General features: G+C 70.7%; 26 protein-coding genes. 12 read left to right on the top strand and 14 right to left on the bottom strand.

What is annotated here, in order from left to right; translation table 11 throughout:
- Positions 1-84 precede the first annotated feature (84 nt).
- Entirely contained in the window at positions 85-1671 is a 1587-nt protein-coding gene (locus tag AXZ95_RS01295; RefSeq protein WP_231371145.1) for a Na+/H+ antiporter, read from the top strand.
- On the opposite strand, the gene AXZ95_RS01290 is transcribed toward AXZ95_RS01295, so the two are convergent.
- The gene (locus AXZ95_RS01290; protein WP_018189183.1) at positions 1664-3142 is read right to left on the bottom strand and encodes an LssY C-terminal domain-containing protein; all 1479 of its coding nucleotides are present in this window, start codon (positions 3140-3142) and stop codon (positions 1664-1666) included. The genes AXZ95_RS01295 and AXZ95_RS01290 overlap by 8 nt on opposite strands.
- A 45-nt stretch (positions 3143-3187) precedes the next feature.
- On the opposite strand from AXZ95_RS01290, the gene AXZ95_RS01285 reads away from it, so the two are divergent.
- Genes AXZ95_RS01285 through AXZ95_RS01275 form a run of 3 tightly spaced genes read left to right on the top strand, consistent with a single transcriptional unit; the run spans position 3188 to position 5470 of the window.
- Positions 3188-3964, top strand: coding sequence for an isocitrate lyase/phosphoenolpyruvate mutase family protein (locus AXZ95_RS01285; protein WP_018189182.1), 777 nt, complete (start codon positions 3188-3190; stop codon positions 3962-3964).
- Positions 3965-4020: 56 nt separating this feature from the next.
- Positions 4021-5043, top strand: coding sequence for an MDR family oxidoreductase (locus AXZ95_RS01280; RefSeq protein WP_018189181.1), 1023 nt, complete (start codon positions 4021-4023; stop codon positions 5041-5043).
- 28 nt (positions 5044-5071) lie between these two features.
- Positions 5072-5470: a DUF1304 domain-containing protein gene (locus AXZ95_RS01275; protein ID WP_018189180.1), complete on the top strand. Its 399-nt coding sequence runs from the start codon at positions 5072-5074 to the stop codon at positions 5468-5470.
- Positions 5471-5515: 45 nt separating this feature from the next.
- Here the strand turns inward: AXZ95_RS01275 and AXZ95_RS01270 are convergent, their stop codons facing one another.
- Positions 5516-6799 (bottom strand): FAD-dependent oxidoreductase, encoded by a 1284-nt coding sequence (locus AXZ95_RS01270; protein ID WP_018189179.1) that lies wholly within the window; start codon positions 6797-6799, stop codon positions 5516-5518.
- Between the two features lie 23 nt (positions 6800-6822).
- Here AXZ95_RS01270 and AXZ95_RS01265 point away from each other — a divergent pair, with 23 nt between their 5' ends.
- Positions 6823-7212 (top strand): DUF1304 domain-containing protein, encoded by a 390-nt coding sequence (locus AXZ95_RS01265; protein WP_018189178.1) that lies wholly within the window; start codon positions 6823-6825, stop codon positions 7210-7212.
- 19 nt (positions 7213-7231) lie between these two features.
- Here the strand turns inward: AXZ95_RS01265 and AXZ95_RS01260 are convergent, their stop codons facing one another.
- Positions 7232-7618 carry a hypothetical protein gene (locus AXZ95_RS01260; RefSeq protein WP_018189177.1) on the bottom strand — a complete coding sequence of 129 codons (387 nt, stop codon included), beginning with the start codon at positions 7616-7618 and terminating at the stop codon, positions 7232-7234.
- A 108-nt stretch (positions 7619-7726) separates the two neighbouring features.
- Here AXZ95_RS01260 and AXZ95_RS01255 point away from each other — a divergent pair, with 108 nt between their 5' ends.
- From AXZ95_RS01255 to AXZ95_RS01235, 5 genes are all read left to right on the top strand, one after another.
- Positions 7727-8908, top strand: a complete 1182-nt coding sequence (locus tag AXZ95_RS01255) for an ROK family transcriptional regulator (protein WP_018189176.1) — start codon at positions 7727-7729, stop codon at positions 8906-8908.
- A gap of 138 nt (positions 8909-9046) precedes the next feature.
- Positions 9047-10165, top strand: a complete 1119-nt coding sequence (locus tag AXZ95_RS01250; protein WP_018189175.1) for a sugar ABC transporter substrate-binding protein — start codon at positions 9047-9049, stop codon at positions 10163-10165.
- A gap of 129 nt (positions 10166-10294) precedes the next feature.
- Complete coding sequence (locus tag AXZ95_RS01245) at positions 10295-11125, top strand: ATP-binding cassette domain-containing protein (RefSeq protein ID WP_018189174.1); 831 nt, start codon at positions 10295-10297, stop codon at positions 11123-11125.
- Positions 11122-12375 (top strand): hypothetical protein, encoded by a 1254-nt coding sequence (locus AXZ95_RS01240; RefSeq protein WP_018189173.1) that lies wholly within the window; start codon positions 11122-11124, stop codon positions 12373-12375. The genes AXZ95_RS01245 and AXZ95_RS01240 overlap by 4 nt, the downstream gene beginning before the upstream one ends.
- Positions 12376-12419: 44 nt before the next feature.
- Positions 12420-12656, top strand: coding sequence for a hypothetical protein (locus tag AXZ95_RS01235; RefSeq protein WP_018189172.1), 237 nt, complete (start codon positions 12420-12422; stop codon positions 12654-12656).
- A gap of 116 nt (positions 12657-12772) precedes the next feature.
- Here the strand turns inward: AXZ95_RS01235 and hemL are convergent, their stop codons facing one another.
- From hemL to hemE, 11 genes are all read right to left on the bottom strand, one after another.
- Positions 12773-14080, bottom strand: a complete 1308-nt coding sequence (gene hemL, locus AXZ95_RS01230) for a glutamate-1-semialdehyde 2,1-aminomutase (protein ID WP_043742120.1) — start codon at positions 14078-14080, stop codon at positions 12773-12775.
- Entirely contained in the window at positions 14077-15003 is a 927-nt protein-coding gene (hemB, locus tag AXZ95_RS01225) for a porphobilinogen synthase (protein WP_018189170.1), read from the bottom strand. Before hemB ends, hemL begins: the two co-directional genes overlap by 4 nt.
- 145 nt (positions 15004-15148) lie before the next feature.
- On the bottom strand, positions 15149-15949 hold the full coding sequence (locus tag AXZ95_RS01220; protein ID WP_018189169.1) for a uroporphyrinogen-III synthase: 801 nt from the start codon (positions 15947-15949) through the stop codon (positions 15149-15151).
- Positions 15946-16947 (bottom strand): hydroxymethylbilane synthase, encoded by a 1002-nt coding sequence (gene hemC / locus AXZ95_RS01215; RefSeq protein ID WP_018189168.1) that lies wholly within the window; start codon positions 16945-16947, stop codon positions 15946-15948. Before hemC ends, AXZ95_RS01220 begins: the two co-directional genes overlap by 4 nt.
- Positions 16944-18125 carry a ferrochelatase gene (locus AXZ95_RS01210; RefSeq protein ID WP_018189167.1) on the bottom strand — a complete coding sequence of 394 codons (1182 nt, stop codon included), beginning with the start codon at positions 18123-18125 and terminating at the stop codon, positions 16944-16946. Before AXZ95_RS01210 ends, hemC begins: the two co-directional genes overlap by 4 nt.
- Positions 18122-18853, bottom strand: a complete 732-nt coding sequence (hemQ, locus tag AXZ95_RS01205; protein WP_018189166.1) for a hydrogen peroxide-dependent heme synthase — start codon at positions 18851-18853, stop codon at positions 18122-18124. Before hemQ ends, AXZ95_RS01210 begins: the two co-directional genes overlap by 4 nt.
- A 49-nt stretch (positions 18854-18902) precedes the next feature.
- Positions 18903-19118, bottom strand: coding sequence for a DUF3618 domain-containing protein (locus AXZ95_RS01200; RefSeq protein ID WP_018189165.1), 216 nt, complete (start codon positions 19116-19118; stop codon positions 18903-18905).
- Positions 19108-19593, bottom strand: coding sequence for a phage holin family protein (locus tag AXZ95_RS01195; RefSeq protein WP_018189164.1), 486 nt, complete (start codon positions 19591-19593; stop codon positions 19108-19110). Before AXZ95_RS01195 ends, AXZ95_RS01200 begins: the two co-directional genes overlap by 11 nt.
- 37 nt (positions 19594-19630) lie before the next feature.
- Entirely contained in the window at positions 19631-19951 is a 321-nt protein-coding gene (locus AXZ95_RS01190) for a hypothetical protein (protein WP_018189163.1), read from the bottom strand.
- An 8-nt stretch (positions 19952-19959) separates the two neighbouring features.
- Positions 19960-21621 carry a protoporphyrinogen oxidase gene (hemG, locus tag AXZ95_RS01185; protein WP_018189162.1) on the bottom strand — a complete coding sequence of 554 codons (1662 nt, stop codon included), beginning with the start codon at positions 21619-21621 and terminating at the stop codon, positions 19960-19962.
- Entirely contained in the window at positions 21606-22754 is a 1149-nt protein-coding gene (hemE, locus tag AXZ95_RS01180) for a uroporphyrinogen decarboxylase (protein WP_018189161.1), read from the bottom strand. The genes hemG and hemE overlap by 16 nt, the downstream gene beginning before the upstream one ends.
- Before the next feature lie 98 nt (positions 22755-22852).
- On the opposite strand from hemE, the gene AXZ95_RS01175 reads away from it, so the two are divergent.
- Both AXZ95_RS01175 and AXZ95_RS01170 read left to right on the top strand, forming a co-directional pair.
- Positions 22853-24157, top strand: a complete 1305-nt coding sequence (locus AXZ95_RS01175) for a glutamyl-tRNA reductase (protein WP_018189160.1) — start codon at positions 22853-22855, stop codon at positions 24155-24157.
- Positions 24158-24198: 41 nt separating this feature from the next.
- Positions 24199-24828, top strand: coding sequence for a GNAT family protein (locus AXZ95_RS01170; RefSeq protein WP_018189159.1), 630 nt, complete (start codon positions 24199-24201; stop codon positions 24826-24828).
- Positions 24829-24872 lie beyond the last annotated feature (44 nt).

Genomic DNA, 24872 nt, shown 5'->3' with positions numbered 1-24872 from the left:
CCACATCGCCGAGGGCGAACGCGTTCTCCACCGACTCGCGGGAAACCTTGGCGGCCTCTTCGTGTTGCCGCCATCATGAACAGCATGGATCCGGTCTCCACCATCGTCTGGATCGTGTCGTTCGTCGTCGTCACGGTCACGGTCACCGGCCTGTCCCGACGGGTCGGCTGGTCGGCCCCCGTCGTGCTCGTCTTCGTCGGAGCGGCCGCATCCTTCGTGCCGGGCGTTCCGGAGGTGACGCTCGAACCGGAGGTCGTCCTGTTCGGCCTTCTCCCGCCCCTGCTCTTCGCGGCGGCGATCCAGACCTCGATCGTGGATGTGCGTGCCAGGCGCGACGGCATCCTGCTGCTGTCCGTCGGGCTGGTGGCGTTCACGGTCGTTGTGGTGGGATTCGCGACCTACCTGGTGGTCCCGGCCATCACTCTCGCGGCCGCGTTCGCCTTCGGTGCGGTGGTCGCGCCGACCGACACGGTGGCCGTACAGGCGGTCGCCGGCCGGGTGAAGCTCCCGCGGCGACTCGTCACCGTGCTGGAGGGCGAGAGCCTGCTCAACGACGCCACGGCCCTCGTCGCGCTCAACGCCAGCATCGCGGCGATCGTCAGCGTGGTGAACCCGGTCGCCGTCGGCGTCGACTTCGTGCTCGCCGTCGTGGTCGGCATCGGTGTCGGACTCCTCGTGGGGCTCGTCCTCGCGGCGATCCGCAAGCAGTTGAGGTCGCCGGTGCTCGACACGTCGCTCGCGCTGGTGACGCCATACCTCGCGTTCATTCCGGCCCAGCTGTTCCACGGGTCCGGCATTCTCGCGGTGGTCGTCGCCGGGCTGTACCTCGGTTACCGCTCCCCCACCATCCAGACGGCGGAGGCTCGGATCGCGGAGACGATCAACTGGCGGACGGTCAGCTTCCTGCTCGAGAACGCCGTCTTCCTCTTCATCGGGCTCGAGCTGCGGTCGATCCTCACGGCGGCCTTCACATCGGGCATCACGGTCCCGCAGACGATCGTCATCAGCATCGTCGTGCTGCTGGCCATCTTCCTCGCGCGCTTCCTGTGGATGATCGGCACGACCGCGCTCTACCGCTACGGTCCGCAGCGGCTGCGGGAGCGCGGCTGGTCGTGGCCTACGGGCATCGCCGTCTCCTTCGCGGGTATCCGTGGTGTGGTGACGTTGGCCGCGGTGTTCCTCCTCCCGGAGGACACGCCGCACCGGGAGTTCCTGCAGTTCCTGGCGTTCGTCGTCGTGGTCGGCACCCTGCTCGAAGGCCTCGCGCTGCCCTGGGTGATCCGCAGACTCAAGCTGCCGCCGCCTGACTTCGCGCAGGAGGCCAGCGAGATGCAACGGCTGCTCGCCGAGGCGCAGTCCGCGGGGCTCGAGCACCTGGAATCGCAGGTCACCGGTGACGAGGACGAACGGGTCATCCAGCGGCTGCGGATCAATGCGCTGTTCCTGTCCGACGCCCTGGAGAACCCGTCGCCGGACGATCGCACCGACCTGCCGCTCGAGTACCGGCGCCTGCGCCGGACCATGATCACCGCCGAACGTCAGGCGGTGCTGGAGGCGCGGGCGGAAGGGCGCTACCAGGAGCCGGCGGTGCGGTCCGTGCTCGCCTTCCTCGATGCGGAGGAGTCCGCACTCAAGGCGGGCGGAGCCGACGGGAAGAAGCCGCTCATGTGAGCGTGGTCGAGTCCGCGGGCGCGGCGCCGGAGGGCGCTGAGCCGGAGGGCGCAGGGCCGGCAGACGCAGAGCCGGCGGGCGTTGGCCCGGCGGTCGCGAGTGGCGCAGCGGCGGGACGTCCGCGACCCCGGCGGGCGCGCGGGCGCCGAGCCCACAGGCGCGAGCGCTTCGAGGACAGGGCGAGCACCACCAGGATGTCCAGGGCCAACCCCAGCAGATTGTTGCGCAGCGAGATCTGCGGGCCGCCGTTGAAGTAATCGATCGCCGAAACGATGATGATCAACGAGCTGTACGACATCGCGGCGATACGGGCCCAGTTGCTCCCGAAGAACACCAGCAGGGCGAGCAGGAAGTACAGCACCAGTCCCGCGCCGAACGCCCCCATCGCGATGCCGAGCACCAGGCTCACCGCGTCACGCTCGCTCGCCGTCACCACCTCGCCGGCCAGTTCCGACATCACGAAGCGCTGCCAGTCGAGCAGGTTCAGCGCGATGTAGCTGACGCCCGCCAACACACGCAACGCCATCAGCAGCGCGCCGAGCGCCGTCGGCACGGGACGGCGCTCCGCCAGAGCCTCGCGGCGGGCATCCGCGTCGGCCGCGACCGTCGCGGCCTGCGCATCCACCGGGACCGCGCGCAGATCCACGATCGGGAGGTCGCCGTCCGTCTCGATCGTGTCACCACCGCCGTTCCGCGAGTGGTACCCGGTCGAGAAGTCACGAATCACGGAGACCTCGGCCCCCACGTCCGCGGCCAGGAGCGTCGAGACGATATGGTCGCGCTCGATGTCGGTGTTCGCGTCGATCTTGTGCGTGATCTGCAAGGTGAACAGCGAGAAGCCGACCGAGCGGTCGAACGTCCCGGCCGCCAGCCAGTCCACCCCGTAGCCACCCGGGAGCAACCACCCGTCCGGACACCGCCAGAACCGCACGTGGTGCCGCTTCGCCGGGTTGCCCTTCACCTCCTGCTGGTACGCCACATCCTGCTGACGACCGAACAAGAAGAGCGGGCTCACCGGCGCCTCGTCATAGCTGCGCCGCAACAGCGTCGACGTGATGATCCGGCGGCTCGAACGCAGGGTGACATCGTCCGCGCGCGTCCAGCCGGCCTCGCGCATCGCGTCGTCCAGCTGCGCCTCCGACCCGAGCAGCGCCAGGTTGATCGGGTCGCCGAGCAAACCGTCGCTCGTGCGCGCGCGGCCGATGAAATAGTCGGGGACGTAGATCTCGGTCAGGATGCGGTGCAGCCGCGGGAGCACCAGGTAGGCGAGCACCACCCAGAACACCACGAAGAAGAGGATGAGGAACCAGCCCCACTCGAAGCTGTCCGTAAGCAGCAGCACCGCCAGCCAGACCGCGGCGACACCGCCGAACACGAAGAACGCGTAGTCGATGACCGAGCTCGCCGAGGCGCGCCGGCCCGGCGCCGATCGGCTCTTCGGCACCTCCATCGGCTCCCCCGTGCGGGCCATGCCGCCATCCTAGAGCGAGGACCCGCTGCGACGTAGGGTGAGCGCATGACAGACATCCAGGCGCGTGGCGCCGAACTCCGCCGACTGCACGATGCACCCGAGCTGCTGCAGGTCGTCAATGTCTGGGATGCGATCAGCGCCCGCGTGATCGCCGACCTCCCCGACACCCGCGCCCTCGCGACCGCGAGCCACTCCATCGCGGCAACCCTCGGCTACGAGGACGGCGAGAAGATCCCGCTCGACCTGATGCTCGACATGGTCGGGCGCATCGTCGCGGCCACCGACCTGCCCGTGAGCGCCGACCTCGAAGGCGGCTACGGCGACTCCGGCGAGACCATCCGGCGCGCGATCGGCGTCGGAGCGGTCGGCGCCAACCTCGAAGACCAGCTCCGTCCATTCGACGACGCTGTCGCGTCCGTGCGGGCCGCGATCCGGGCGGCGGACTCCGAAGGCGTGCCGTTCGCGCTGAACGCGCGCACCGACGTGTTCCTCCGTGACACCTTCCCGACCGACCACGAGAAGGTGGAGGAGGCGATCCGACGGGGCCGCGCCTTCCTCGACGAGGGTGCCACGTGCGTGTTCGTCCCCGGCAAACTCGACGAGCGGACGGTCGAACAGCTGGTCGGCGGCCTCGGCGCGCGCAAGCTCAGCGTCATCGCCGTCCCGGGATCGGTAGCCCCGACACGGCTGGAGGAGCTGGGAGTCGCCCGCGTCTCCTACGGGCCATGGACACAACGGGTCGCCCTCACGGCACTCAAGAACACGGCGCTCGAGCTGTACGCGGGCGGAGCGCTGCCCCTCGGCACGGAGCAGCTCAACTGAGGCGGGCGGCCGCAGGGCCGCCCGAGGCCCTGAACCGCCCGGCGTAGGGTGAGGGCATGAGCGATTTCCGGGCGATCGTGATCGAGCAGCAGGTCGACGGCGGACGGATCACCGCCCACAGCGCCGAGGTCCGGCGGGTCACCGACGACTTCCTCATGCCGGGGGATGTGACGATCGACGTCGAGTTCACCGACCTCAACTACAAGGACGGACTGGCCATCGGCGGGCGGCCTGGTGTCGCCCGCGTCTCGCCGCTCATCCCGGGGATCGACGTGGTCGGCACGGTCCGGCTCTCCGACGACCCGCGGTGGCGTCCGGGCGACCGGGTCGTCCTCAACGGCGCCGGACTCGGCGAGAACCACCACGGCGGGATGGCGGAAAGAGCGCGCGTGAACGGCGACGCCCTGGTCCGCATCCCCGACTCCATCACCTCCGAGCAGGCGGCCGCCATCGGCACGGCGGGCTTCACGGCGATGCTGGCCGTGCTCGCACTCGAGCGGAACGGCGTGGATCCTCAGGACGTGACCGACCGCGGCGACAGCGTCCTCGTCACGGGTGCGGCGGGAGGCGTCGGCTCGGTCGCCATCGCCCTCCTGGCGAAACTGGGTTACCCGGTCACCGCATCCACCGGCCGAGTGGAAGAGGCGAGCGACTACCTGACCGACCTCGGCGCCACGACGATCATCGATCGGTCGGAACTCGACGCCCCGGGCAAGCCCCTGCAGTCGCAGCGCTGGGCCGGCGCGGTCGACTCCGTCGGCAGCCAGACCCTTGCGACGGTGCTCGCGCAGACCCGTTACGGCGGCACGGTCACCGCGTGCGGCCTGGCGCAGGGCCCCGACCTTCCGGCGACGGTGCTCCCGTTCATCCTGCGAGCGGTCTCGCTGGTCGGGATCAACTCGGTGGATGCGCCTGCAGCGTTGCGCGAGACCGCGTGGCGTCGGCTCGCCACCGACCTCGATGAGGAGGCGCTCGCCGCGATGACGCGTTTCGTGCCGCTCGCGGAGGCGATTCCGGCAGCCGAGGACATCCTGGCCGGGCGCCTGCGCGGCCGGACTGTGGTCGACGTGCGCGGCTGACCCGCAGAACGCTCGGTATGCTGGCGCCATGATCGTCGTCGCCACCGTCGTGGTCACCCTCGCTGCCGCCCTCCACATCGCGATCTTCTTCATGGAGAGCGTCGCCTGGACCCGTCCGACGGTCTGGCGCCGGTTCGGCGTGGCCAGCCAGGAGGCGGCGGACACCGTCCGGCCGATGGCGTACAACCAGGGGTTCTACAACCTCTTCCTCGCGATCGGCGCGGTCGTCGGCCTGATCCTCTATGGCGTCGGCCAGCACGCGGCCGGGCTCGCGCTCATCATCTTCACGACGGCGTGCATGGTCGCGGCGGCCGTGGTGCTCGTCACGACGGGCCGCGGATACCTGCGCCCCGCGCTCATCCAGGGATCGCTGCCACTGATCGGCCTGGCCCTCCTCCTCATCGGGCTCGCCACCGGCCAGAGCTGATCATTCAGAGTTGACCGTTCAGCGCTGACCGCTCAGCGCTGACCGTCAGCGCAGCTCCGGCGAGACCAACTCCGGCCGGAGCCCCCGCCCGATCAGGCGGGAGCTGACCGCCTGCATGCCGGGGGTCGCCACGGCGAGCGCCGCTCGCAGCACCGCGGGCATCGACTCCGGGAGCAGCCGCACGCCCTCGGGCCGCGAGATCGTCCGATGAGCGGCGAGCTGGATGCGCTGCATCGCCGCGACCGCGGGCATCCGCCGCCGCTGGATGCCGTCGAGCAGCCGCAGATCGACCTCGGCGGAGTCGACCTCGGCCGAGGGGCCGCTCGCTGCCGCGGAGTCGCCCGCCCCCACCGGATCGAGTTCGCGCAGCGTCGCCGTCAGCGCGTTGGCCGTTGCGACCGCATCCTGAACCGCATAGTTGACGCCGACGCCGAACGCCGGCGACATCGCGTGGGCGGCATCCCCGATCGCCAGGAACCCCCGCCGGTACCAGCGCGGAAGCCGGTCGATCTGCACGCTCAGCAGCTTCACCTCATCCCAGTCGGTGATCGTCTCGAGCGCCTCCCGCAGGTGCGGCGCCGCGTCGATCACCGCTCGACGGAAAGCGTCGAGCCCGCCGGCGTGCAACTCTCCGTATCCGCCCTTCGGAATGATCAGCCCGACCTGGACGTAGTCGTGACGCTCGATCGTGACGACCATGCCGCCTCCTCCGACGTACGCCAGCGTGTGCGCGGGGAGGTCGTCCGGCTTCGGGATGCGGAACCACAGCACGTCGATCGGCACCCCGAAGCGCCGGGGGCGAAGGCCCGCCTGCGCCCGCAGCTCGGAGGCGCGGCCGTCCGCCGAGACGGTCAACCGGGCGCGGATCTCGAGGTCGCCGTCCGGGCCGTGGGCGACGACGCCGCGGACCGCATCCTCCTCCCAGATCAGCTCCGTCGCCTCCGTCTGCATCAGCAACCGGAAGTTCGGGTGGCGGCGGGCGTCCTCGGCGAGGAAGTTCAGGAAGTCCCACTGCGGCGCGAGCACGAGGAAGTCGTCCGGCGGAGCGAGCCGACTGAAGTCGATCGGGTGGAGGCGGTTGCCGTTCACCACCACGTCCAGGGCTCGGACGCTGGTGTGCGGGAGGCCGAGGAAGCGCTCGCGCAGCCCCAGTTCGCCGAGCACGCCGATGGTCGACGGGTGGATGGTGTCCCCGCGGAAGTCGCGGAAGAAGTCGGCGTGCTTCTCGAGCACCACCACGTCGACTCCGTTGCGCGCCAGGATCAAGCCCAGCATCATCCCGGCCGGCCCGCCCCCGGCGATGACGCACGTCGTGTTCAACGTCTCCATGGTCGGCAGCGTATCCTCCCGGCATGGCGATCATCGGGAGCGTCCTCATCGCCGCGGCGGCGCTCGTGCACCTCGTGTTCTTCGCGATGCAGAGCGTGCTCTGGTCGGCGCCCGGCGTGTGGAGCCGGTTCGGTGTCGGCTCCCAGCACGACGCGGACGTCGTGCGACCGGTCGCCTACAGCCAGGGCTTCTACAACCTGTTCCTCGCCGGAGGAGCGCTCGTCGGCCTCGTGCTCTACTGGACGACGCTCCACGACGTCGGCTTCGGCCTCATCTTCTTCTGCGGCGTCTGCATGGTGCTCGCGTCGCTGGTGCTGCTCACCATCGGCCGACGCTTCTGGGTGGCCGCGCTGCTGCAGGGCGGGATTCCGCTGGTCGGGCTGATCCTGTTCGTGGTCGCCGAGAACGCCTGAACGCCTGAGCGACTGAGCGTCAGTCGATGACGCCGCCGTCGGCGGCCAGCTCGCTGCCATCGACGCGCAGCGCCTCCACCAGCCGGGCCGCGTGCGGGGTCGACACGATGATGCGGGAGTACTCCTCGCCGTCGAGGTCGATCACGACGGCTGCGCGCTGCTTGCCCTTGATGAGGAGGAAGTCCTTGCCGCCGTGAAACTTCCACGTCCCGATCGACAGCGTCAGCGGGACGGCGGCGCCCGGCGCGCGGATGCCGCGGATCCAGATCCACGGGTCCTCCGTGATGGCGACCGAACGGATGCTGTCCCGCGGCACCACCAGATCCTCCCGCTTCATGGCCAGCACCTTCTCGGCCCGCGTGAGGTGGATCTCCAAGCGGTCGGGGTGAACGTGCAGGTCGGCCATAGCTCTATCCTGCCAAGCCGGGCCGCCCAGATGGTCATAGGAATCTCACAAAGCCATTACTTTCACTTTTGATCGGCCCCCTTCCCCCGGCCATGTATCCTTCTCGTCGTGGCAACGCAGCGACGAACTCCGGGTTCGCAGACTTCACTTCGTGAAGCCAACCGAGCCCGCATCGTCGACGCCATCAAGAAGCACGGAGGCCTCACGCAGGTCGAGCTGGCGGGGGCGACAGGGCTCTCCCCGGCGACCGTCTCGAACATCGTCAAGGAGCTCTCGACCTCCGGCGTCCTGCACACGACGCAGAGCATCCGCTCGGGTCGGCGCGCCCAGCACGTCACGCTGGCGCACGCGCTCGGCCTCGTCGTGGGCGTGCACTTCTCGACCAGACACCTGCGCGTCGCGCTGGCGGACGTCGCCCACACCGTCGTCGCCGAGAACCACATGCCCCTCGCCCGTGACCACCGCGCCGACAACGAGCTCGACAAGGTCTCGCTGCTCCTGAACGACATGCTCGAATCGGTGGATGCGTCCCGCGACGACCTGCTCGCCGTCGGGATCGCGGTCCCCGCTCCGATCGACCGGGCGACCGGGACGATCGCCCGCAGCGGCATCATGCGCGGCTGGGACGGCGTCGTGATCGCCGAGTCGATGGAACGCCGGATCAAGCGCCCGGTCTTCGTGGACAACGCCGCCAACCTCGCGGCTCTCGGCGAGTCGCGTTTCGGCGCAGGGCGCGGCAAGCGCAACACCATCACGATCGACGTCGGCGACGGGATCGGCGCCGGCCTGTTGCTCAACGGCCAGCTGTTCCGCGGGAACCACGGTGTCGCCGGCGAATTCGGCCACACGACGATCCGCGAGAACGGACCGCTCTGCCGCTGCGGGAACCGCGGCTGCCTGGAGGCTCTGGCGGGCGGCCCCGCCATCCTCGACGAACTGCGCGACCACCTCGGCAGCCTCAAGCTCGGCGACGTCGTCCTGCAGGCGATGGCCGGGGATGCGCGCTGCATCCGCGCGATCGGCGACGCGGGCCGTCACATCGGCGTGGCGACGGCGAACCTCTGCAACCTGATCGATCCGGAGCGCGTGATCGTGGGCGGCGAGCTGTCCCGCGCGGGCGAGCTGCTGCTCGGCCCGATGCGGCATGCCGTCGAGCGCTCGATCATCGTCAACCCGGACCTCATGCCGGATATCGTCCAGGCCCAGCTCGGGGTGCGCGCCGCCGCGCTCGGGGCCGTCGCCTACGCCGTCGACTGCGTCTCGATCTCGCCAGACGGCGTCTCGTTCTGACCGTGCGGACCGGATGTCCCCCGAAGACGGTGGGAACCGTTATCGAAACCATTGTCTTCAACTCTTGACGCCAAACTCCCCGACTGGCACACTCAACGCAGCCGCCAACGAAGGCGGTGCCGAATCGGAGGTTTTTCAATGAAGATCGCCACCAAGAGAGCGGTCATCGCGTCGGCCGCGATCCTGCTCACAGCCGTCACCCTCACAGCGTGTTCGAACGGATCCGGAAACGGGTCCGGCGGAGGCAGCACCGGCGACGCCGCCAACGCCCAGATCGGCCTCCTCCTCCCGGACTCGGTCACCGCCCGTTACGAGGCGGCCGACAAGCCCTTCTTCGAGGCGAAGGTCAAGGAGCTCTGCTCCGGCTGCAAGGTCCTCTACGCGAACGCCGACGGAGACGCCAGCAAGCAGCAGCAGCAGGCGGAGTCGATGCTCACCCAGGGCGTCAAGGTGCTCGTGCTCGACCCGTTCGACGGCGAGGCCGCCGCATCCATCGTGGGTGAGGCCAAAGCCAAGAACGTTCCGGTCATCTCCTACGACCGCCTGATCAACAGCCCCGACAGCGACTACTACATCTCGTTCGACAACGAGAAGGTCGGCCAGCTGCAGGGCCAGGCCCTCGTCGACAAGCTCAAGAAGGACGGCGTGCCCTCGGGCAGCGGCATCCTCATGGTCAACGGATCCCCGACCGACAACAACGCGACCCTCTTCAAGAAGGGCGCGCACAGCGTCATCGACTCCAGCGGCTACAAGGTGCTCGCCGAGTACGACACACCAGGATGGGACCCCGCGAAGGCCCAGGACTGGGTGTCCGGCCAGGTCTCGCAGTTCAAGGACCAGATCAAGGGCGTCTACGCGGCGAATGACGGCACCGGCGGTGGCGCCATCGCGGCCATGAAGGCGGCCAACCTGAGCCCGTTCCCGCCCGTCACCGGACAGGACGCGGAGCTCGCGGGCATCCAGCGCATCCTCGCCGGCGACCAGTACATGACTGTGTACAAGGCCATCAAGCCGGAGGCGGAGAAGGCCGCGGAGCTCGCGGTCGGTCTCACCAAGGGTGACAAGCCCAAGGGCGACACCACGGTCGACACCGCGGGCGGCGCAGCGATCCAGTCCTTCCTGCTGACCCCGGTGTCGGTGACGACGGACAACATCGAGAGCACGGTCGTCAAGGACGAGTTCTACGGCTCGGACTCGGCAGCCAAGATCTGCACCGCCGACTACAAGGCCGCGTGCGACAAGTACGGCATCAAGTAACCGATCAACGGATGCCCGGCCCGGACAGCGCCTCCCCCGCAACAACGGGGAGGCGCCCCGGGCCGGGTTCCGCTCTACCCTGAGAACAGGAAGCATGCAGCGCACAGCTCGAAGGAGAACGCCGTGACCATGGAATCCGCGATCGTGGACGAGGAGCGGTCCTCCCGCCGTCCCGTCCTCTCCCTGCGGGGGGTCTCGAAAGGGTTCGGCGCCGTCCAAGCGCTCACCGACATCCACCTCGACGTCTACCCTGGGGAGGTCGTCGCCCTGGTCGGCGACAACGGCGCCGGCAAGTCGACGCTCGTCAAGATCCTCGCCGGCGTCCACCCGCAGGATGCGGGGACGATCGAGTTCGACGGCCAGGAGGTGAACATCCCCTCGCCCGCCGCCTCCCGGCAGCTCGGCATCGCCACCGTCTTCCAGGACCTCGCCCTGTGCGACAACCTCGACGTGGTCTCCAACCTCTTCCTGGGCCGCGAGATCAGCAAGGGAACGCTCGACGAGGAGGAGATGGAGAAGCGGTCGTGGAGCCTGCTCCGGCAGCTGTCGGCCCGCATCCCCTCGGTCCGCATCGCCGTCGCGTCGCTCTCCGGCGGACAGCGGCAGACCGTCGCGATCGCCCGGTCGCTGATCGGCGACCCCCGCGTCGTCATCCTCGACGAGCCGACCGCCGCCCTGGGCGTGGCGCAGACCGCCGAGGTGCTCAACCTCATCGAGCGGCTGCGCGAGCGCGGGCTCGGCGTCATCCTGATCAGCCACAACATGGCCGACGTGCAGGCCGTCGCCGACCGCGTCGCCGTGCTGCGCCTCGGCCGCAACAACGGCGACTTCCGCGTGCCGGAGGTCAGCTACGAGGAGATCATCTCCGCCATCACCGGCGCGACCGACAACGTCGTGGTGCGTCGCGCCGAGCGGCTCATGGAGGCCGAAGAATCCACCGAACGGAGCCCGGAAGCATGACAAAGGCACCAGAGACGCCGGCCGAGCTGGCGGCGGACCTCCAGGACGAGCGGATCATCCGCGACGAGGGGCTCGGCGGAGCGGTCCGCGCCTTCGGGCGTCGGGTGCGCGGCGGCGACCTCGGATCGCTGCCGGTGGTCATCGGACTCGTCGTGATCTGGGTCGTGTTCCAGATCCTCAACCCCAACTTCCTCAGCGCGAACAACCTGGTCAACCTGACGCTGCAGTGCGCGGCGATCGGCACGATCTCGATCGGCATCGTGCTGGTGCTGCTGCTCGGTCAGATCGACCTGTCGGTCGGGTCGGTGAGCGGTGTCGCCGCGGCCATCCTCGGCGTCGGCTTCACCCAGTTGCACTGGCCGCTGTGGCTCACGGTGATCGTCGCCATCCTCGCCGGTTCGGCGATCGGTCTGCTCTACGGCTTCCTGTTCACCCGGTTCGGCGTCCCGAGCTTCGTGATCACGCTGGCCGGTCTGCTCGGCTTCCTCGGCCTCCAGCTGTGGATCCTCGGCGCGAACAGCTCGATCAACATCCCCTACGACTCGTGGATCGTGAAGTTCGCGCAGCAGTGGTTCCTCCCGCCGTGGGCGGCGTACGCGCTGGCGGTGATCGCGGCGGGCGGGATGTTCTTCTCCGACTTCCGGCGCAACGTCCGCCGTCGCAACGCCGGGCTCTCGGAGGGATCGATGGCGGTGGTCGCCATCAAGGCCGCCCTGCTGCTCGTCGGATTGTGCATCAGCGTCTGGTACCTGTCCACCGACCGCGGCACGGGAGCGATGTTCCTGTTCTTCGTCGTGCTCGTGATCGTGATGAACTTCCTCCTCACCCGCACCCGCTGGGGCCGCTCGGTCTTCGCGGTCGGCGGCTCGGTGGAGGCGGCCCGTCGAGCCGGTATCCGCGTCAACCGCGTCTTCATCAGCGTGTTCATCCTGTGTTCGACCTTCGCGGCCGTCGGCGGCCTGCTCGCCGCCGCCCGCCTGGCGTCGGTGGGAGCGGGCTCCGGTGGAACCGATACCAACCTGAACGCGATCGCGGCGGCGGTGATCGGCGGAACGAGCCTGTTCGGTGGACGCGGTTCGGCGTGGTCGGCGCTGCTCGGCATCCTGGTCATCCAGTCGATCTCGAACGGTCTGACGCTCCTCAACCTGGACTCGTCGTACCGCTTCATGATCACGGGCGCCGTGCTGCTGCTCGCCGTGATCATCGACTCGCTGTCGCGGCGCTCGAGGGCGTCGCACGGCCAAGCCTAGGGACTCCGGTCCCGTCCTCCGGGCGGGCGTGGGAGAGTGGTGGGATGACCCGGACCACCACCTTCCGCGCCCGCCTTCTGCGTTCGGGCGCGGAACCGCAGACGGTGACCGTCCGCTCCGCGTCGGACGCCCCTCCGCGCACGCTTCGACGCGCGGCCGGCGGAGGCGGGACGCTCAACTTCGACGTCTACGCGCTGCTGGATGCGGACGGTTGGCCCGCATCCGCCACGTACACCTACGTGGAATCCCTCTCGCGCGAACCCGCCGCCCCCGACGCCTGAGCCTCTTTCCGCGGATTCCCCTGGCGTCGAGGTGCACGTTGTTGCGGTCGACACGCCGTGGGGATGCGCAACAAGGTGCACCTCGGCGAAGGGGATCGCGGAGGCGGAGGGGCGGGTCAGGTGGTGGGGGTGGCGGCGGCCGCTGCGCGGGCGGCGGCGGGGAGGGCGTTCAGGATGCGGTCGACAGCTGCCGCGTCGTGCGCGGCGGTGACGAACCACGCCTCGAAGACGCTCGGCGGCAGCGAGACGCCCTGGTCGAGCATCGCGTGGAAGAACGCACGGTAGCGGTACGCCTCCTGCCGCTGCACCTCGGCGTACGTCCGCGGAGCCCGGTCGAAGTCGCCGAAGACGACGCTGAACAGGTTGCCCGCGTGCTGCACCCGGTGGGCGACTCCGGCGGCCGAGAGCGCATCCGAGACCCCCGACGACACTGTCTCCGCGACCGTGTCGAGGCGGTCGTAGACGGCCTCGTCGGCGTTCGCCAGCGTGGCGAGACCGGCGGCGACCGCGACGGGGTTCCCGGAGAGCGTTCCCGCCTGGTACACCGGACCGGCCGGCGCGAGGAAGTCCATGAGCTCGGCGCGTCCGCCGAGGGCCGCCAGCGGCATCCCGCCGCCGATGACCTTCCCGAAGGTCACCAGGTCGGGCGTGTAGCCGCGGTCGAGCCCCCAGAAGCCGGCGTCGCTGACGCGGAAACCGGTCAGCACCTCGTCGAGGATGAGCAAGGCGCCGAATTCGTGCGCGAGGTCGGTCAGCGCCGCGTTGAAGCCGGGGTCCGGCGGGACGACGCCCATGTTGGCGGCGGCGGCCTCCGTGATGACGGCGGCGATGTCGGGGCCCTGTGCCTCGAAGACCGCGCGCACCGCATCCAGATCGTTGTACGGGAGCACGATCGTCTGGGCAGCCGTCGCCTCGGTCACGCCGGCAGAGCCGGGGAGCGCGAGGGTCGCAAGGCCCGAGCCGGCCTCGGCCAGAAGGCTGTCCGAGTGCCCGTGATAGTGCCCGGCGAACTTGATGAGCAGCGGCCGGCCCGTGAATCCGCGGGCGAGCCGGATGGCGCTCATCGTCGCCTCCGTGCCGGTGGACACGAGCCGCAGCTTCTCGATGAACGGGACACGGCCGATCACGGCCTCGGCGAGCTCGGTCTCGGCGGGAGTCGACGCCCCGAAGGACAGGCCGCGCGCTGCCGCCTGCTGCACCGCATCCACGACGGCGGGATGCGCGTGGCCGAGGATCGCCGGACCCCACGACGCGACCAGGTCGACGTACTCGCGGCCGTCCGCGTCGGTGACGTACGGGCCGGAAGCAGACACCAGGAAGCGCGGGGTTCCGCCGACCGAGCGGAACGCGCGCACCGGCGAGTTCACACCGCCCGGGATGACGCGCTGCGCCCGCTCGAACTGCTGCTCGTTCTCGTCGTTCATCGCAGCCACCCGGCCACCTCCGTCGCCCAGTAGGTCATGATCGCGTCGGCGCCGGCGCGGCGTGCGCCGATCAGCGTCTCCTCGATGATCCGGTCGCGGTCGATCCAGCCGTTGGCCGCCGCGGCCTCCACCATCGCGTACTCCCCCGACACCTGGTACGCCCAGACCGGGACATCGCTGATCGCGGCGACATCGCTGAGAACGTCGAGGTAGTTGAGCGCCGGCTTCACCATGAGGATGTCGGCGCCCTCCTCCAGGTCGAGACGCGCCTCGCGCAGGCCCTCGCGGCGGTTCGCCGGGTCCTGCTGGTAGGCGCGGCGGTCGCCGGAGAGCTGCGAGTCGACGGCCTCGCGGAAGGGCCCGTAGAAGCCGGAGGCGTACTTGGCCGCGTAGGCCAGGATGACGACGTCCGTGTGCCCGGTGTCGTCGAGGGCCTCGCGGACGGCGGCGACCTGGCCGTCCATCATCCCGCTGAGGCCGAGGAGCTGCGAGCCGGCCTCCGCCTGCGCGACCGCCATGTCGCGGTAGCGGAGGAGGGTGGCGTCGTTGTCGACATGACCGCGCGCATCCAGAACCCCGCAGTGGCCGTGGTCGGTGAACTCGTCGAGGCACAGGTCGGTCTGGACCACGAGCGCGTCGCCCACCTCGTCGGCGAGCACCCGCGTCGCGACGTTGAGGATGCCGTCGGGATCGGTCGCTCCGGAGCCGATGGCGTCGCGCTCCTCCGGAACGCCGAAGAGCATCAGACCGCCGACGCCGGCCTCAGCAGCCTCGTTCGCGACGCGCTTCAGCGAGTCGAGGCTGTGCTGGGAGACACCGGGCATCGAGGCGATCGGAACGGCCTCGGTGGCGCCTTCTCGGACGAAGAGCGGGAGAATCAGCTCGGCGGGGTGGAGGCGGGTCTCGGCGGTCAGCCGGCGCATCGCCGGGGACTGCCGCAGCCGTCGGGGCCGGATGACGGGATGCAGTTCACTCACTCACATCAGCCTACGCCTGGCGAACTGAGCGTCCTCCCAGCAAACGGCTCCGGACTTTTTCGCGCGAATGCGCTGCGGGGAGCCGAAAAACTCAGGAGTCGTCGGCGTCGCGGGCGCGCGCCTGCGCGACCTGGACGACCGCGTCGATGAGGGATGCGGCGGTGCGCTCGGCCGCGATGACATCGACCCGGAGGCCGAACGAACGGGCGTCGCGCGCGGTCTGCGGACCGATGGCCGCGATCAGCGTCGACTCCGGGACGGGGCCGAGCTGCTTCTGCACCTGCTCGGCGACCGAGCCGCTGGTGACCAGGATCGCCTGCACGAGCCCGTCGCGCACGTCGGTGATGACCTTCTCGGGCACCGGCACGCCGACGGTCCGGTAGGCGACGACCGACTCGACATCGTGCCCGATGCGACGCAGCCCCTCGGTCAGGAGGGGCTTCGCGATCTCAGAGCGGAGGGTGAGGACGCGCAAAGGGAAGGCGCCCTGGGTGGCCGCCTCCCATTCCGCGAGCAGGCCGCGGGCCGAGTTGTCCTCCGAGGGCACCAGGTCGACGTGATAGCCGGCGGCGGCGAGTGCGGCAGCGGTCGTCTCGCCCACCGCGGCGACCCGTGTCGTGGGCGGGACGACGGCGCGCTGGGCGCTGAGCACATCCACTGTCGTTGCGCTCGTGACCGTCATCCAGTCGAACTCGCCGTTCGCGAGCCGGGCGAGGGCGGCCTCGAGCGCCGAGGCGTCCGCCGTCGGCGCAAAGTTGATCATCGCGGCGACGACCGGCGATGCGCCCTTCGCCCGCAGGTCGGCGGCGACCGAGTCGCCCCACGGGCCGCCGCGCGGCACGAGGACGCGCCAGCCGGCGAGCGGCTTCGGAGTCGGAGCGGTAGTGGTCATCGATCGCTCCCGAGTGGAGCAAGCGACGCGGCCCCGGCCTCCAGCAGCTCGGCGACCACGCGGGCGCCGACATCCTGTGCGGCCTCGTCGAGGTGAGCGGCGCTGAGGGAGTCGGGAGTGGCGGCGTGGGATGCGGTGAGCTTCTCCGTGCCGTCGGGGCGGTACACGGTCGCCGTGAGGAAGAGCAGGCCGTCGTCGACGAGGGCGGTGGCACCGATCGGAGCGGCGCATCCCGCCTCGAGACCGGCGAGCACGTGGCGCTCGGCGGTCACCGACGCGTGGGTGGTGACGTGGTCGACCGCTGAGAGCGCCCGGGCGATCGGCCCGCGGCCCTTCTCGTCTCCGGCGCGGACCTCGAGCGCGAGCGCGCCCTGGCCCGGAGCGGTCGGGACGAGCGACAGCGGGAAGTAGTCGGTCACGGCGTCGAGGCGGCCGAGACGGCTGAGGCCCGCCGCGGCGAGCACCACCGCATCCAGCTCGCCGTCGGTCACCATGCGGAGACGCGTGTCGACGTTGCCGCGCAGGTCGACGACGTCGAGGTCGGGACGCTGCGACTTCAGCTGGGCGACGCGGCGTGGCGATCCGGTTCCGACGCGGGCACCCTCGGGGAGGGTCTCGAGCGTCAGACCGTCACGCGCGGCGAGGGTGTCGCGGGCATCGGCGCGCTTGGGGACGGCGCCGATGACGAGCCCGGGAGCGGGCGCAGTCGGGAGGTCCTTGAGCGAGTGCACGACCAGGTCGACCTCGCCCGCGCGCAGCGCGTCGCGCAGGGCGGTCGCGAACACGCCCGTGCCGCCGAGCTGAGCCAGAGACTCTCGCGATGTGTCGCCGTGGGTGGTCACCGTGACGAGTTCGACATCCAGCCCGGTCGCGCGCGCGATGGACTCGGCGACCGCCGTCGTCTGTGCGACCGCCAGCGCGCTGCCGCGGGTGCCGATGCGCAGCACTCCCTCGCGGCGCTCGGCGGCGCCGTCGACCCTCGTCACGGTCCCGCTCACGGCGCGAGCCCCGCAGCGGCGGGCTTGAACCCGAGCCGGACGTTCTCGCAGCAGCCGGGGCGGCACACGTCGTACCAGGGGCCGAGCGATGTCATCGCCGGGCGCTGGTCCACGGGGACGGCGTCGCGGCGCTCCAAGACCAGGTCGACCAGGCCCTTCACGTACGCCGCATGGGTGCCGGGGGTCGGGACGCGGACGGCGACCAGACCGTTCTCGTCGCTGGTCTCCATCGCCTCGTTGTCGAGGTCCCAGAGGACCTCCATGTGGTCGCTGACGAAACCGAGCGGAACGATGACGACACCCTTGATCCCCAGGGCGGGAAGCTCGGCGATGCGGTCGTTGATGTCCGGCTCCAGCCACGGCATCGACGGCGGTCCCGAGCGGGACTGGTAGACCAGATCCCAGCCGACGGTGCCGCCGGTCGCAGCGTGCGAGACGACCTCGGCGACCGCGAGGTGCTGGGCCGCGTAGGCGCCGCCCTCACCGAAGCCGCGCTCGGCCGGCCCGGACTTCGCCGCGTCGGTCGACGGGATGGAGTGCGTCGAGAAGAGGATGCGCACCTCGGTGGCCGGGTCGATGCCCGGAAGCTTCTGCTGCAGCTCGTCGATGGCGTTCTTCACGCCCTCGACGAACGGCTCGACGAAGCCCGGGTGGTCGAAGAACTGGCGCACCTTGTCGATCTGGATGCGGCCCTCGAGTCCCGTGGCCTCCAGCGCGCCCGCGAAGTCCTCGCGGTACTGGCGGCAGCTCGAATACGAGGAGTACGCGCTCGTCGCGATCGCGATCAGCTTGGTGAAGCCGCGTTCGTCGGCTTCGCGGAGCGCGTCGGCGAGGTACGGATCCCAGTTGCGGTTGCCCCACAGCACCGGCAGGTCGATGCCGCGCTCGGCGAGCTCCGCCTCCAGGGCCGCCTTGAGCTCGCGGTTCTGGTCGTTGATAGGGCTGACGCCGCCGAAGTGTCGGTAGTGATGGGCGACCTCTTCGAGCCGCTCCTCCGGGATGCCGCGACCGCGGGTGACGTTGCGCAGGAAGGGGATGACGTCGTCCTGCCCCTCCGGACCGCCGAAACCGGCGAGCAGGATGGCGTCGTACGCGGTCGGCTCGGTGACGTGCTCCGGACCCGCGGCAGCAGCCGGGGTCGCACCCAGCACGCGCTGGGCGGTCTGCGCATCCGTCACTGCAGGACCTCCACGACCTCGGCCGGCTGGATGCGGCGACCGGTGAAGAACGGGACCTCTTCGCGCACGTGGCGACGCGCCTCCGTGTAGCGGAGCTCGCGCATCATGTCGACGAGGTCGGTGAGCTCGTCGGCCTCGAGCGGCAGGATCCACTCGTAGTCGCCGAGGGCGAACGAGGCCACCGTGTTCGCGAGGACTGACCGGAACGCGGCGCCCTTCCGGCCGTGCTCGGCGAGCATCTTCGAGCGCTCTTCGTCCGGCAGCAGGTACCACTCGTAGCTGCGCACGAACGGGTAGACGCAGAGCCACTCCTTCGGGCCCTTGCCCCGGAGGAATCCGGGAACGTGGGCCTTGTTGAACTCGGCGTCGCGGTGGACGCCCATGGCGTTCCAGGTCGGGAGGAGCGCCTTCAGCAGTCGCGTGCGGCGCAGCTGGCGGAGTCCCCACTGCAGCGCCTCCGCCTCGGGGCCGTGCAGCCAGATCATGACGTCGGCGTCGGCGCGGAGGCCGGAGACGTCGTAGAGTCCGCGCGTGGTGACGTTCTGGAGCTCCATGTCGGCGATCACGCCTTCGAGCTCGGAGACGGCGGTCGGCACGTCCGTGCCGTCGAGGTCGTCCGGTCGGGCGGGATCGCGGCGCAGCACAGCCCAGAGCGTGAATCCGGTCGGGGTGTCGGTGGGGGTGTCGGGGGTGGTCGACTCTGCCGGAACGGCAGCCGGGGTACTCATACCCACAGTCTCCCTCTCAAACCTGAGAAGGCCAAAAACGGGGAGGCGCTCACCGTCGGATGAGACGGACGACGCCCCAGACGGCGAGGGCGGTCGCGGCGACCGCCCCGGCCGCGATACCGGCGAGGCCCAGCGGGTTGTCCCGACGGAGCCGCTCGATCGTCTCGGCCGCGCGCTTGGGCACGTTCAGCTTGTACTCGATCGCCTCCACCGTGGCGGCGAGCTCGGCCCGCGCCCGGTCGACGTCGCTGCGGTCAGTTGTCATACTTCCCCAGTCCCTTCAGCGCGTCCGCGTCTTCCTTGATGCTGTCGATGGTCTGCGAGGGGGCGACGCCGTCCATCTTCTTGAACGAGCGGATGCCGACCAGCGCCAGGATCACGGCGATCACGACCAGAGCGCCGAAGACGATGAGCGCGGCCGCCCAGGCGGGCAGCGCGACCGCGATGCCGAGGATGGCGGCGGCGACCAGTGTCCCGAACGCGAAGAACAGGAAGAAGGCGGCCCCGGCGAGGAGCCCTATGCCGACGCCGGCATACTTCGCCTTCTCGGCGAACTCGGCCTTGAGGTGGTTCAGCTCGGCCTTCAGCAGCTCGACGATCAGCCGGGGAAGGTCGGAGATCAGCTGGACGAGTGGTCGGGCCTTCGCCCGCTCCGCGCGTGCGCGCTCCCCCGGTGTCCGCACCTGCTGCGGTCCGGACGCGCCGGCAGCGCCTGCGGCTCCCCGCTCACGGTCGGTCATCGGCGTCTCCCCTCGTCGCTTCCGTACAGTACCCCCGTCAGGACGACGTGTCGCTGCTGCCGTCTCCCGCGCGGATGGCGGCTTCGGCGGCGGGCGACGGATACGGCGCCCGGGACTCGCGGCGGCGGCGGTTCGCCTGCACGACGAGCTTCTTCACGGTGATGTACGCGGTCTCGGGGAACTCGCCGACCTTCGCGGACACGAAGTCCTCCACCGCGTGCACCTGCTTCTGCACGCCCGGAGACTGCCACGCCTGCGTCGCCGCGGCCTTGATCTGGTCGTACCGTTCGCGTCCGGCGCGGGCGCCGAGCACGTAGCCCACCGCCGCTCCGGCGACGAAGAGGAGTTTGCCGCGCATTCCGTCTCCTAAGTGTCGAGTCCCTGTTCGGTGGTTCCTGAGGCGTCCGCCTGGAGAGCGGCCGTCAGGGCCCTCCAGCGTAGACCTCGCGCGCGCTCGGCAGCCCGGCGCGCATCCGGGATGACGGAGGCGAGGCCCGTACCGGTCAGCCAGGACCCGGTGACCTCGAGACCCTCGACGCCGTCGACCTCGGTGCGGACCCGCTGGATGCGTTCCCGCTGCCCCACTGTCGCATACGGGAGGGCGTTCGTCCAGGGGGTTCGGGCGAATGCGGTCACAGAGGATTCCGCGATCGGAATATTGAGCAGCCGGGACGCGTCGGCGACCGCCAGAGCACGCAGTCCGGCGTCGTCCAGGTCCCGCGTCTCCGCCGCGCGACCGGCGCGTCCGTAGGAGAGCCGGACCACATGGCGGCCGGGTCCGGCGGCCTCCGCGACCCAGGCCCACTTCGCGCTGGCGTGGGTCATCGCCTTGGCACGAACATCCGTGCCGGGAACATCGGCGACGAGCACGCCCGTCCCGACCGGGGTGGTCGAGAGGCGGTCGTCGTCGATCACGAGGGTCACCAGCTCGACGCTGGAGGCGGCGGGCCAGTCCAGGCCCGCGAGGTCGGCGAGAGCGCCCGTGTCGCCCGGCGCCGTCTCGAGTGCGGGGAGGAGCCGCAGCGAGGCGTCGGCCGGAGCGGCGAGCACCACGACATCGGCCGGGAGTTCGTGGCCGTCGGTCGTGCGCACGACCCAGCGGGCCGGGCTTGACGCCTCCGCGTCCGGGACGGTCGCCGTCGCCTCGTCGCCCGCGAGCGACTCGGCCAGCACCGACTCGATGACAGCGCGCGCCGTCTCCTCGGCGTCCGGCGCGCTCCACCGGTCGATGGCCGCGACCGCGGCGCCCGTGCGAACCGTCCCGCCGCGCGCCTCGACGTCTGCGGCGAGCGCCTCCGGCAGCCGCCACATCCCGCCGCGGATCCCGCCGACCGCGCTTCCCGCCTTCGACGCCGATCGCAGTTCGCCGACCGCGCCGGACAGCGAGCCCAGTCGGGTGAGCGCGGAGTTGAGCCCCGGGGCGACGACCTCGACATCCAGCTCGTCGGGTGCGGCCGAGTACACGCCGGTTGCGACCGGGGCCACGAGGAGGTCGAGCACTCTGCTTCCCATGCGCTTGCGGACGAGCGTGCCGAGGCGACGCTCCTTGCCGATCTTGAGCACTGGCATCAGGCGGTCGAGGTACGCGCGCAGAGCTCCTGGCCAGCCGATCGCCGCTACGACATCCTTGGCCAGCGGCGAGCTCGGGATGCCGAGGAGCCCGGCCTTCGGGAGAGGAACCGAGCGGCTCCCGTGGCGCACCCAGGCGCCGGAGGGGTTGGGCTGCACCACGTCGTCGTCGAGACCCAGGTCGCTGAGCAGCTCGGAGACGTGGCCGCCGCGGGTCGCGAAGCTCTCGGCACCCGCATCCAGCGTCATCCCGCCGAGGGGAAGCGGCGCGACACTCCCGCCGACGCGGTCGGAGGCCTCGAGGAGGGTGACCTCGAACCCCGGACGGGCGCACTCGCGCGCGACGACCAGCCCGGCCATCCCACCGCCGACGACGACGATGCGCGTGGGCGGCGCTTCGACCGCGTGGCGGATCTCCTCGCCGATGTCGTCGCCCTCGCCGCTCACTCCGGTCGCCACCCGTGCACCAGCTCGACGACGCGCGTCAGAACAGTGGGGTCGGTCTCCGGCGGGACGCCGTGACCGAGGTTCAGGATGTGCGCGGGCGCCTCGCGGCCACGGTCGAGCACGTCGCGGACGTGTGCTTCGAGCACCGGCCACGGCGCGTCCAGCATCGCCGGGTCGACGTTGCCCTGCACCGGGACGACGTGCCCGAGACGGCGGCTGGCCTCGTCGAGCGGGATGCGGTAGTCGACGCCCACGGCATCCGCCCCGACCTCGTGCATCGCCTTGAGCAGCTCGCCGGTGCCGACGCCGAAGTGCACGAGCGGGACGTTCCGCACGACGTCGTCGAGCGCGGGCTCGGCGTCGCCGGCCGCCGCGGTGCGGGGAAGCTCGTACGCCAGGTCGCGGACGTGCGACAGCGCCCGGGCCGAGGCGGGGGCGACGTGGGTCACGTAGTCGTGGAGCGAGAGCGACCCGGCCCACGAGTCGAAGAGCTGGGCGGCGCTCGCGCCGGCGAGCACCTGGGCGCGGAGGAACGCGCCGGAGACGTCGGCCGTCCACTCCATCAGGCGGGCCCACGCCTCCGGGTCCGCGTGCATGAGCGTCCGTGCGCGGATGTGGTCCTTCGACGGACCGCCCTCGACGAGGTAGGCGGCCAGCGTGAACGGAGCGCCGGCGAAGCCGATCAGCGGGGTGCTGCCCAGCTCGGCAACCGTGATGCGCACGGCCTCCTGGATCGGCGCGAAGACACTCTCGTCGAGCGACGCCGGATCGATCGCCGTCAGGCGCTCGACATCCGCCGCCGTGCGGACAGCCTGAGCGAACACCGGTCCCTTGCCCGGCACGATCTCCACATCCACTCCCGCGAGCTTCAGCGGGACGACGATGTCGCTGAAGAAGATGCCCGCGTCGACACCATGGCGCCGCACCGGCTGCAGGGTGATCTCGCTCGCCATCGCCGGGTCGAGGCAGGCGTCGAGCATCCGCGTCCCGACCCGCAGTTCGCGGTACTCGGGCAGAGAGCGCCCCGCCTGACGCATGAACCAGACCGGGGTCACCTCCTGGCGTTCGCCCTGGTACGCCCGGACGAGGGGGCTGGAGGCGGTGAGGCCGGCGGCGAGGGGATGGTCGGAGGCGAGGGTGGTCACTACACGATTGTGCCAGGGCTCTCCCGCGAGAACGCCCGGCTGAAGGGAACCTGGGCCCCGATTCGAGGTTGCTCCGACGCGAGCGTAGGCTTTCCTCCGTGCTTCTGTGCTTCTCGTCGAGTCACCGGACGGCGGACTTCGACCTCCTGGAACGGCTCGAGCGTCACGCTCCGGCCATCACCGCCGCACTCTCGGAGCACAGCGACATCGTCTCGGGCTCGGTCGTTCTCGCGACCTGCAACCGCTTCGAGGCCTACCTCGACATCGACGAGCCGCTCCCGGCCGCCCGCGCCGTCTCCACGGAGGCCGTGCTGGATGCGGTGAGCAGCGCCGCCGGAATCGACCCCGACCTGCTCCGCGGCGCGAGCGCCGTCTACAGCGACCACGCGGTCGCCGAGCACCTGTTCGCCGTCACCAGCGGCCTCGAGTCGGTCGTCGTCGGCGAGGGCGAGATCGCCGGCCAGGTGCGACGCGCACTGGAGTCGGCCCGCCGCGACGGATCGGTGACGAGCGAGCTGGAGCGCCTGTTCCAGGTGGCATCGCGCACCTCCCGCGGGGTGAAGAACCGAACCGGCATCATGACCGCCGGCCGCTCCCTCGTCCGCCTCGCCCTCGACCTCGCCGAGAGCCGGATCAGCGACTGGGCGCAGACGCGTGTGCTGCTCGTCGGCACCGGCAAGTATGCGGGCGCGAGCCTCGCCGCCCTCCGCGATCGCGGTGTGACCGATGTGCGGGTGTACTCACCGTCGGGTCGCGCGGCCAAGTTCGCCCTCTCCCACGACATCGCGCCCGTCGCCGCCGACGGCCTCGTCGACGCGCTGGCGGAGAGCGACCTCGTCGTCACCTGCTCCGCGGTCACCGACTACGTCCTGACCCGGCCCATCCTCGCCGAGGCCGTCGCCCTCCCCGGCGCGGTCGAGCGCCGCCTGGTGATCGACCTCGGCCTCCCCCGCAACGTCGACCCGACGGTCGCCGAGCTGCTCGGCGTCGAGCTGCTCGACCTCGAGACCATCAGCATCCACGCGCCGCTGACCGAGCTTCAGGCCGCGGACGACGCGCGCAGCATCGTGGACGCGGCCGCCGCCGAGTACCGCGCACGGACCGCCGAGCAGGAGGTCACCCCGGCGCTCGTCGCGCTGCGCAAGCACGTGTTCGACCTCCTCGACGCCGAGATCGAGCGCGCCAGGAACCGCGGCGACGGCAGCGAGCAGACCGAGGCGGCCCTGCGTCACCTGGCCGGCGTCCTGCTCCACACCCCGTCGGTCCGCGCGCGCGAGCTCGCCCGGCAGGGCGACGCGCAGTCCTTCATCGACGGCGCCGCGGCCGTCTTCGGCGTGGATGTGGACGCCGAGCGCGCCCGCCCCCGCCTCACCGCTGTGGACGACGAGTCCGCGGCATCCTGAACCACAGCACCATCCCGCACCACACAGCACGAGGAGCGACCGTGAGCGACGAAGAAGCCACCACGACCGCCGTCATCCCGCCGCACGGCGCGAGCGGCCTGCCCTACGCCGCGGAACAGTTGCGCACCGAGCGCCTGCTGCTGCGCCCGCTGAACACGGGCGATCTGGAGGACGTGCACGCCTACCAGAAGCTGAAGGACGTCGTCCGCTACCTCTACTGGGAGGTGCACGACCACGACGAGTCGGCGGAGCACCTGCGCAAGCGGATCGCCATGAACCGGCTGGCCGAGAACGGCGACGGCATCGTGTTCGCCGTGGAGCTGGCCGACGCCGAGGGCGGCCGCGGCCGCGTGATCGGCGACATCAGCCTCTTCCTGAAGAACGCGACCTGGGGCAAGTTCGAGATGGGCTGGGTCTTCCACCCGGCGGTCCACGGAGCCGGCTACGCGACCGAGGCGGCCCAGCGGGTGCTCGAGCTCTGCTTCGACACCCTCGGCGCCCACCGGGTCTTCGCCCAGCTCGACGCCCGCAACGACGCATCGGCCCGCCTGTGCGAGCGTCTCGGGATGCGCCAGGAGGCTCTCCTGCGCGAGACCGAGATCTTCAAGGGCGAGTGGTCGGACACCGCCGTCTACGCCATCCTCGAGCAGGAGTTCCGCTCGGCGCGGTGACGGTGCGGCTTCCTCAGTAGGATGGACGGGTCCCCCACACACCC

The sequence above is a fragment of the Leifsonia sp. 115AMFTsu3.1 genome (genome assembly GCF_004362795.1).
GTDB lineage: Bacteria > Actinomycetota > Actinomycetes > Actinomycetales > Microbacteriaceae > Leifsonia.
This window is presented reverse-complemented; position numbering and strand designations above follow the sequence as displayed.

Bases quoted from the DNA above. Each gene is read 5' to 3' on its own strand.
- AXZ95_RS01220 (WP_018189169.1), bottom strand. From the start codon at position 15,949: ATGACCACTACCGCTCCGACTCCGAAGCCGCTCGCCGGCTGGCGCGTC.
- AXZ95_RS01235 (WP_018189172.1), top strand. From the start codon at position 12,420: ATGACCCGGACCACCACCTTCCGCGCCCGCCTTCTGCGTTCGGGCGCG.
- AXZ95_RS01245 (WP_018189174.1), top strand. From the start codon at position 10,295: ATGGAATCCGCGATCGTGGACGAGGAGCGGTCCTCCCGCCGTCCCGTC.
- AXZ95_RS01270 (WP_018189179.1), bottom strand. From the start codon at position 6,799: ATGGAGACGTTGAACACGACGTGCGTCATCGCCGGGGGCGGGCCGGCC.
- hemL (WP_043742120.1), bottom strand. From the start codon at position 14,080: ATGAACGACGAGAACGAGCAGCAGTTCGAGCGGGCGCAGCGCGTCATC.
- AXZ95_RS01190 (WP_018189163.1), bottom strand. From the start codon at position 19,951: ATGCGCGGCAAACTCCTCTTCGTCGCCGGAGCGGCGGTGGGCTACGTG.
- AXZ95_RS01200 (WP_018189165.1), bottom strand. From the start codon at position 19,118: ATGACAACTGACCGCAGCGACGTCGACCGGGCGCGGGCCGAGCTCGCC.
- AXZ95_RS01285 (WP_018189182.1), top strand. From the start codon at position 3,188: ATGACAGACATCCAGGCGCGTGGCGCCGAACTCCGCCGACTGCACGAT.
- AXZ95_RS01280 (WP_018189181.1), top strand. From the start codon at position 4,021: ATGAGCGATTTCCGGGCGATCGTGATCGAGCAGCAGGTCGACGGCGGA.
- AXZ95_RS01260 (WP_018189177.1), bottom strand. From the start codon at position 7,618: ATGGCCGACCTGCACGTTCACCCCGACCGCTTGGAGATCCACCTCACG.
- AXZ95_RS01195 (WP_018189164.1), bottom strand. From the start codon at position 19,593: ATGACCGACCGTGAGCGGGGAGCCGCAGGCGCTGCCGGCGCGTCCGGA.
- AXZ95_RS01250 (WP_018189175.1), top strand. From the start codon at position 9,047: ATGAAGATCGCCACCAAGAGAGCGGTCATCGCGTCGGCCGCGATCCTG.
- AXZ95_RS01265 (WP_018189178.1), top strand. From the start codon at position 6,823: ATGGCGATCATCGGGAGCGTCCTCATCGCCGCGGCGGCGCTCGTGCAC.
- AXZ95_RS01240 (WP_018189173.1), top strand. From the start codon at position 11,122: ATGACAAAGGCACCAGAGACGCCGGCCGAGCTGGCGGCGGACCTCCAG.
- hemB (WP_018189170.1), bottom strand. From the start codon at position 15,003: ATGCGCCGGCTGACCGCCGAGACCCGCCTCCACCCCGCCGAGCTGATT.
- hemQ (WP_018189166.1), bottom strand. From the start codon at position 18,853: ATGAGTACCCCGGCTGCCGTTCCGGCAGAGTCGACCACCCCCGACACC.
- AXZ95_RS01275 (WP_018189180.1), top strand. From the start codon at position 5,072: ATGATCGTCGTCGCCACCGTCGTGGTCACCCTCGCTGCCGCCCTCCAC.
- AXZ95_RS01295 (WP_231371145.1), top strand. From the start codon at position 85: ATGGATCCGGTCTCCACCATCGTCTGGATCGTGTCGTTCGTCGTCGTC.
- AXZ95_RS01290 (WP_018189183.1), bottom strand. From the start codon at position 3,142: ATGGCCCGCACGGGGGAGCCGATGGAGGTGCCGAAGAGCCGATCGGCG.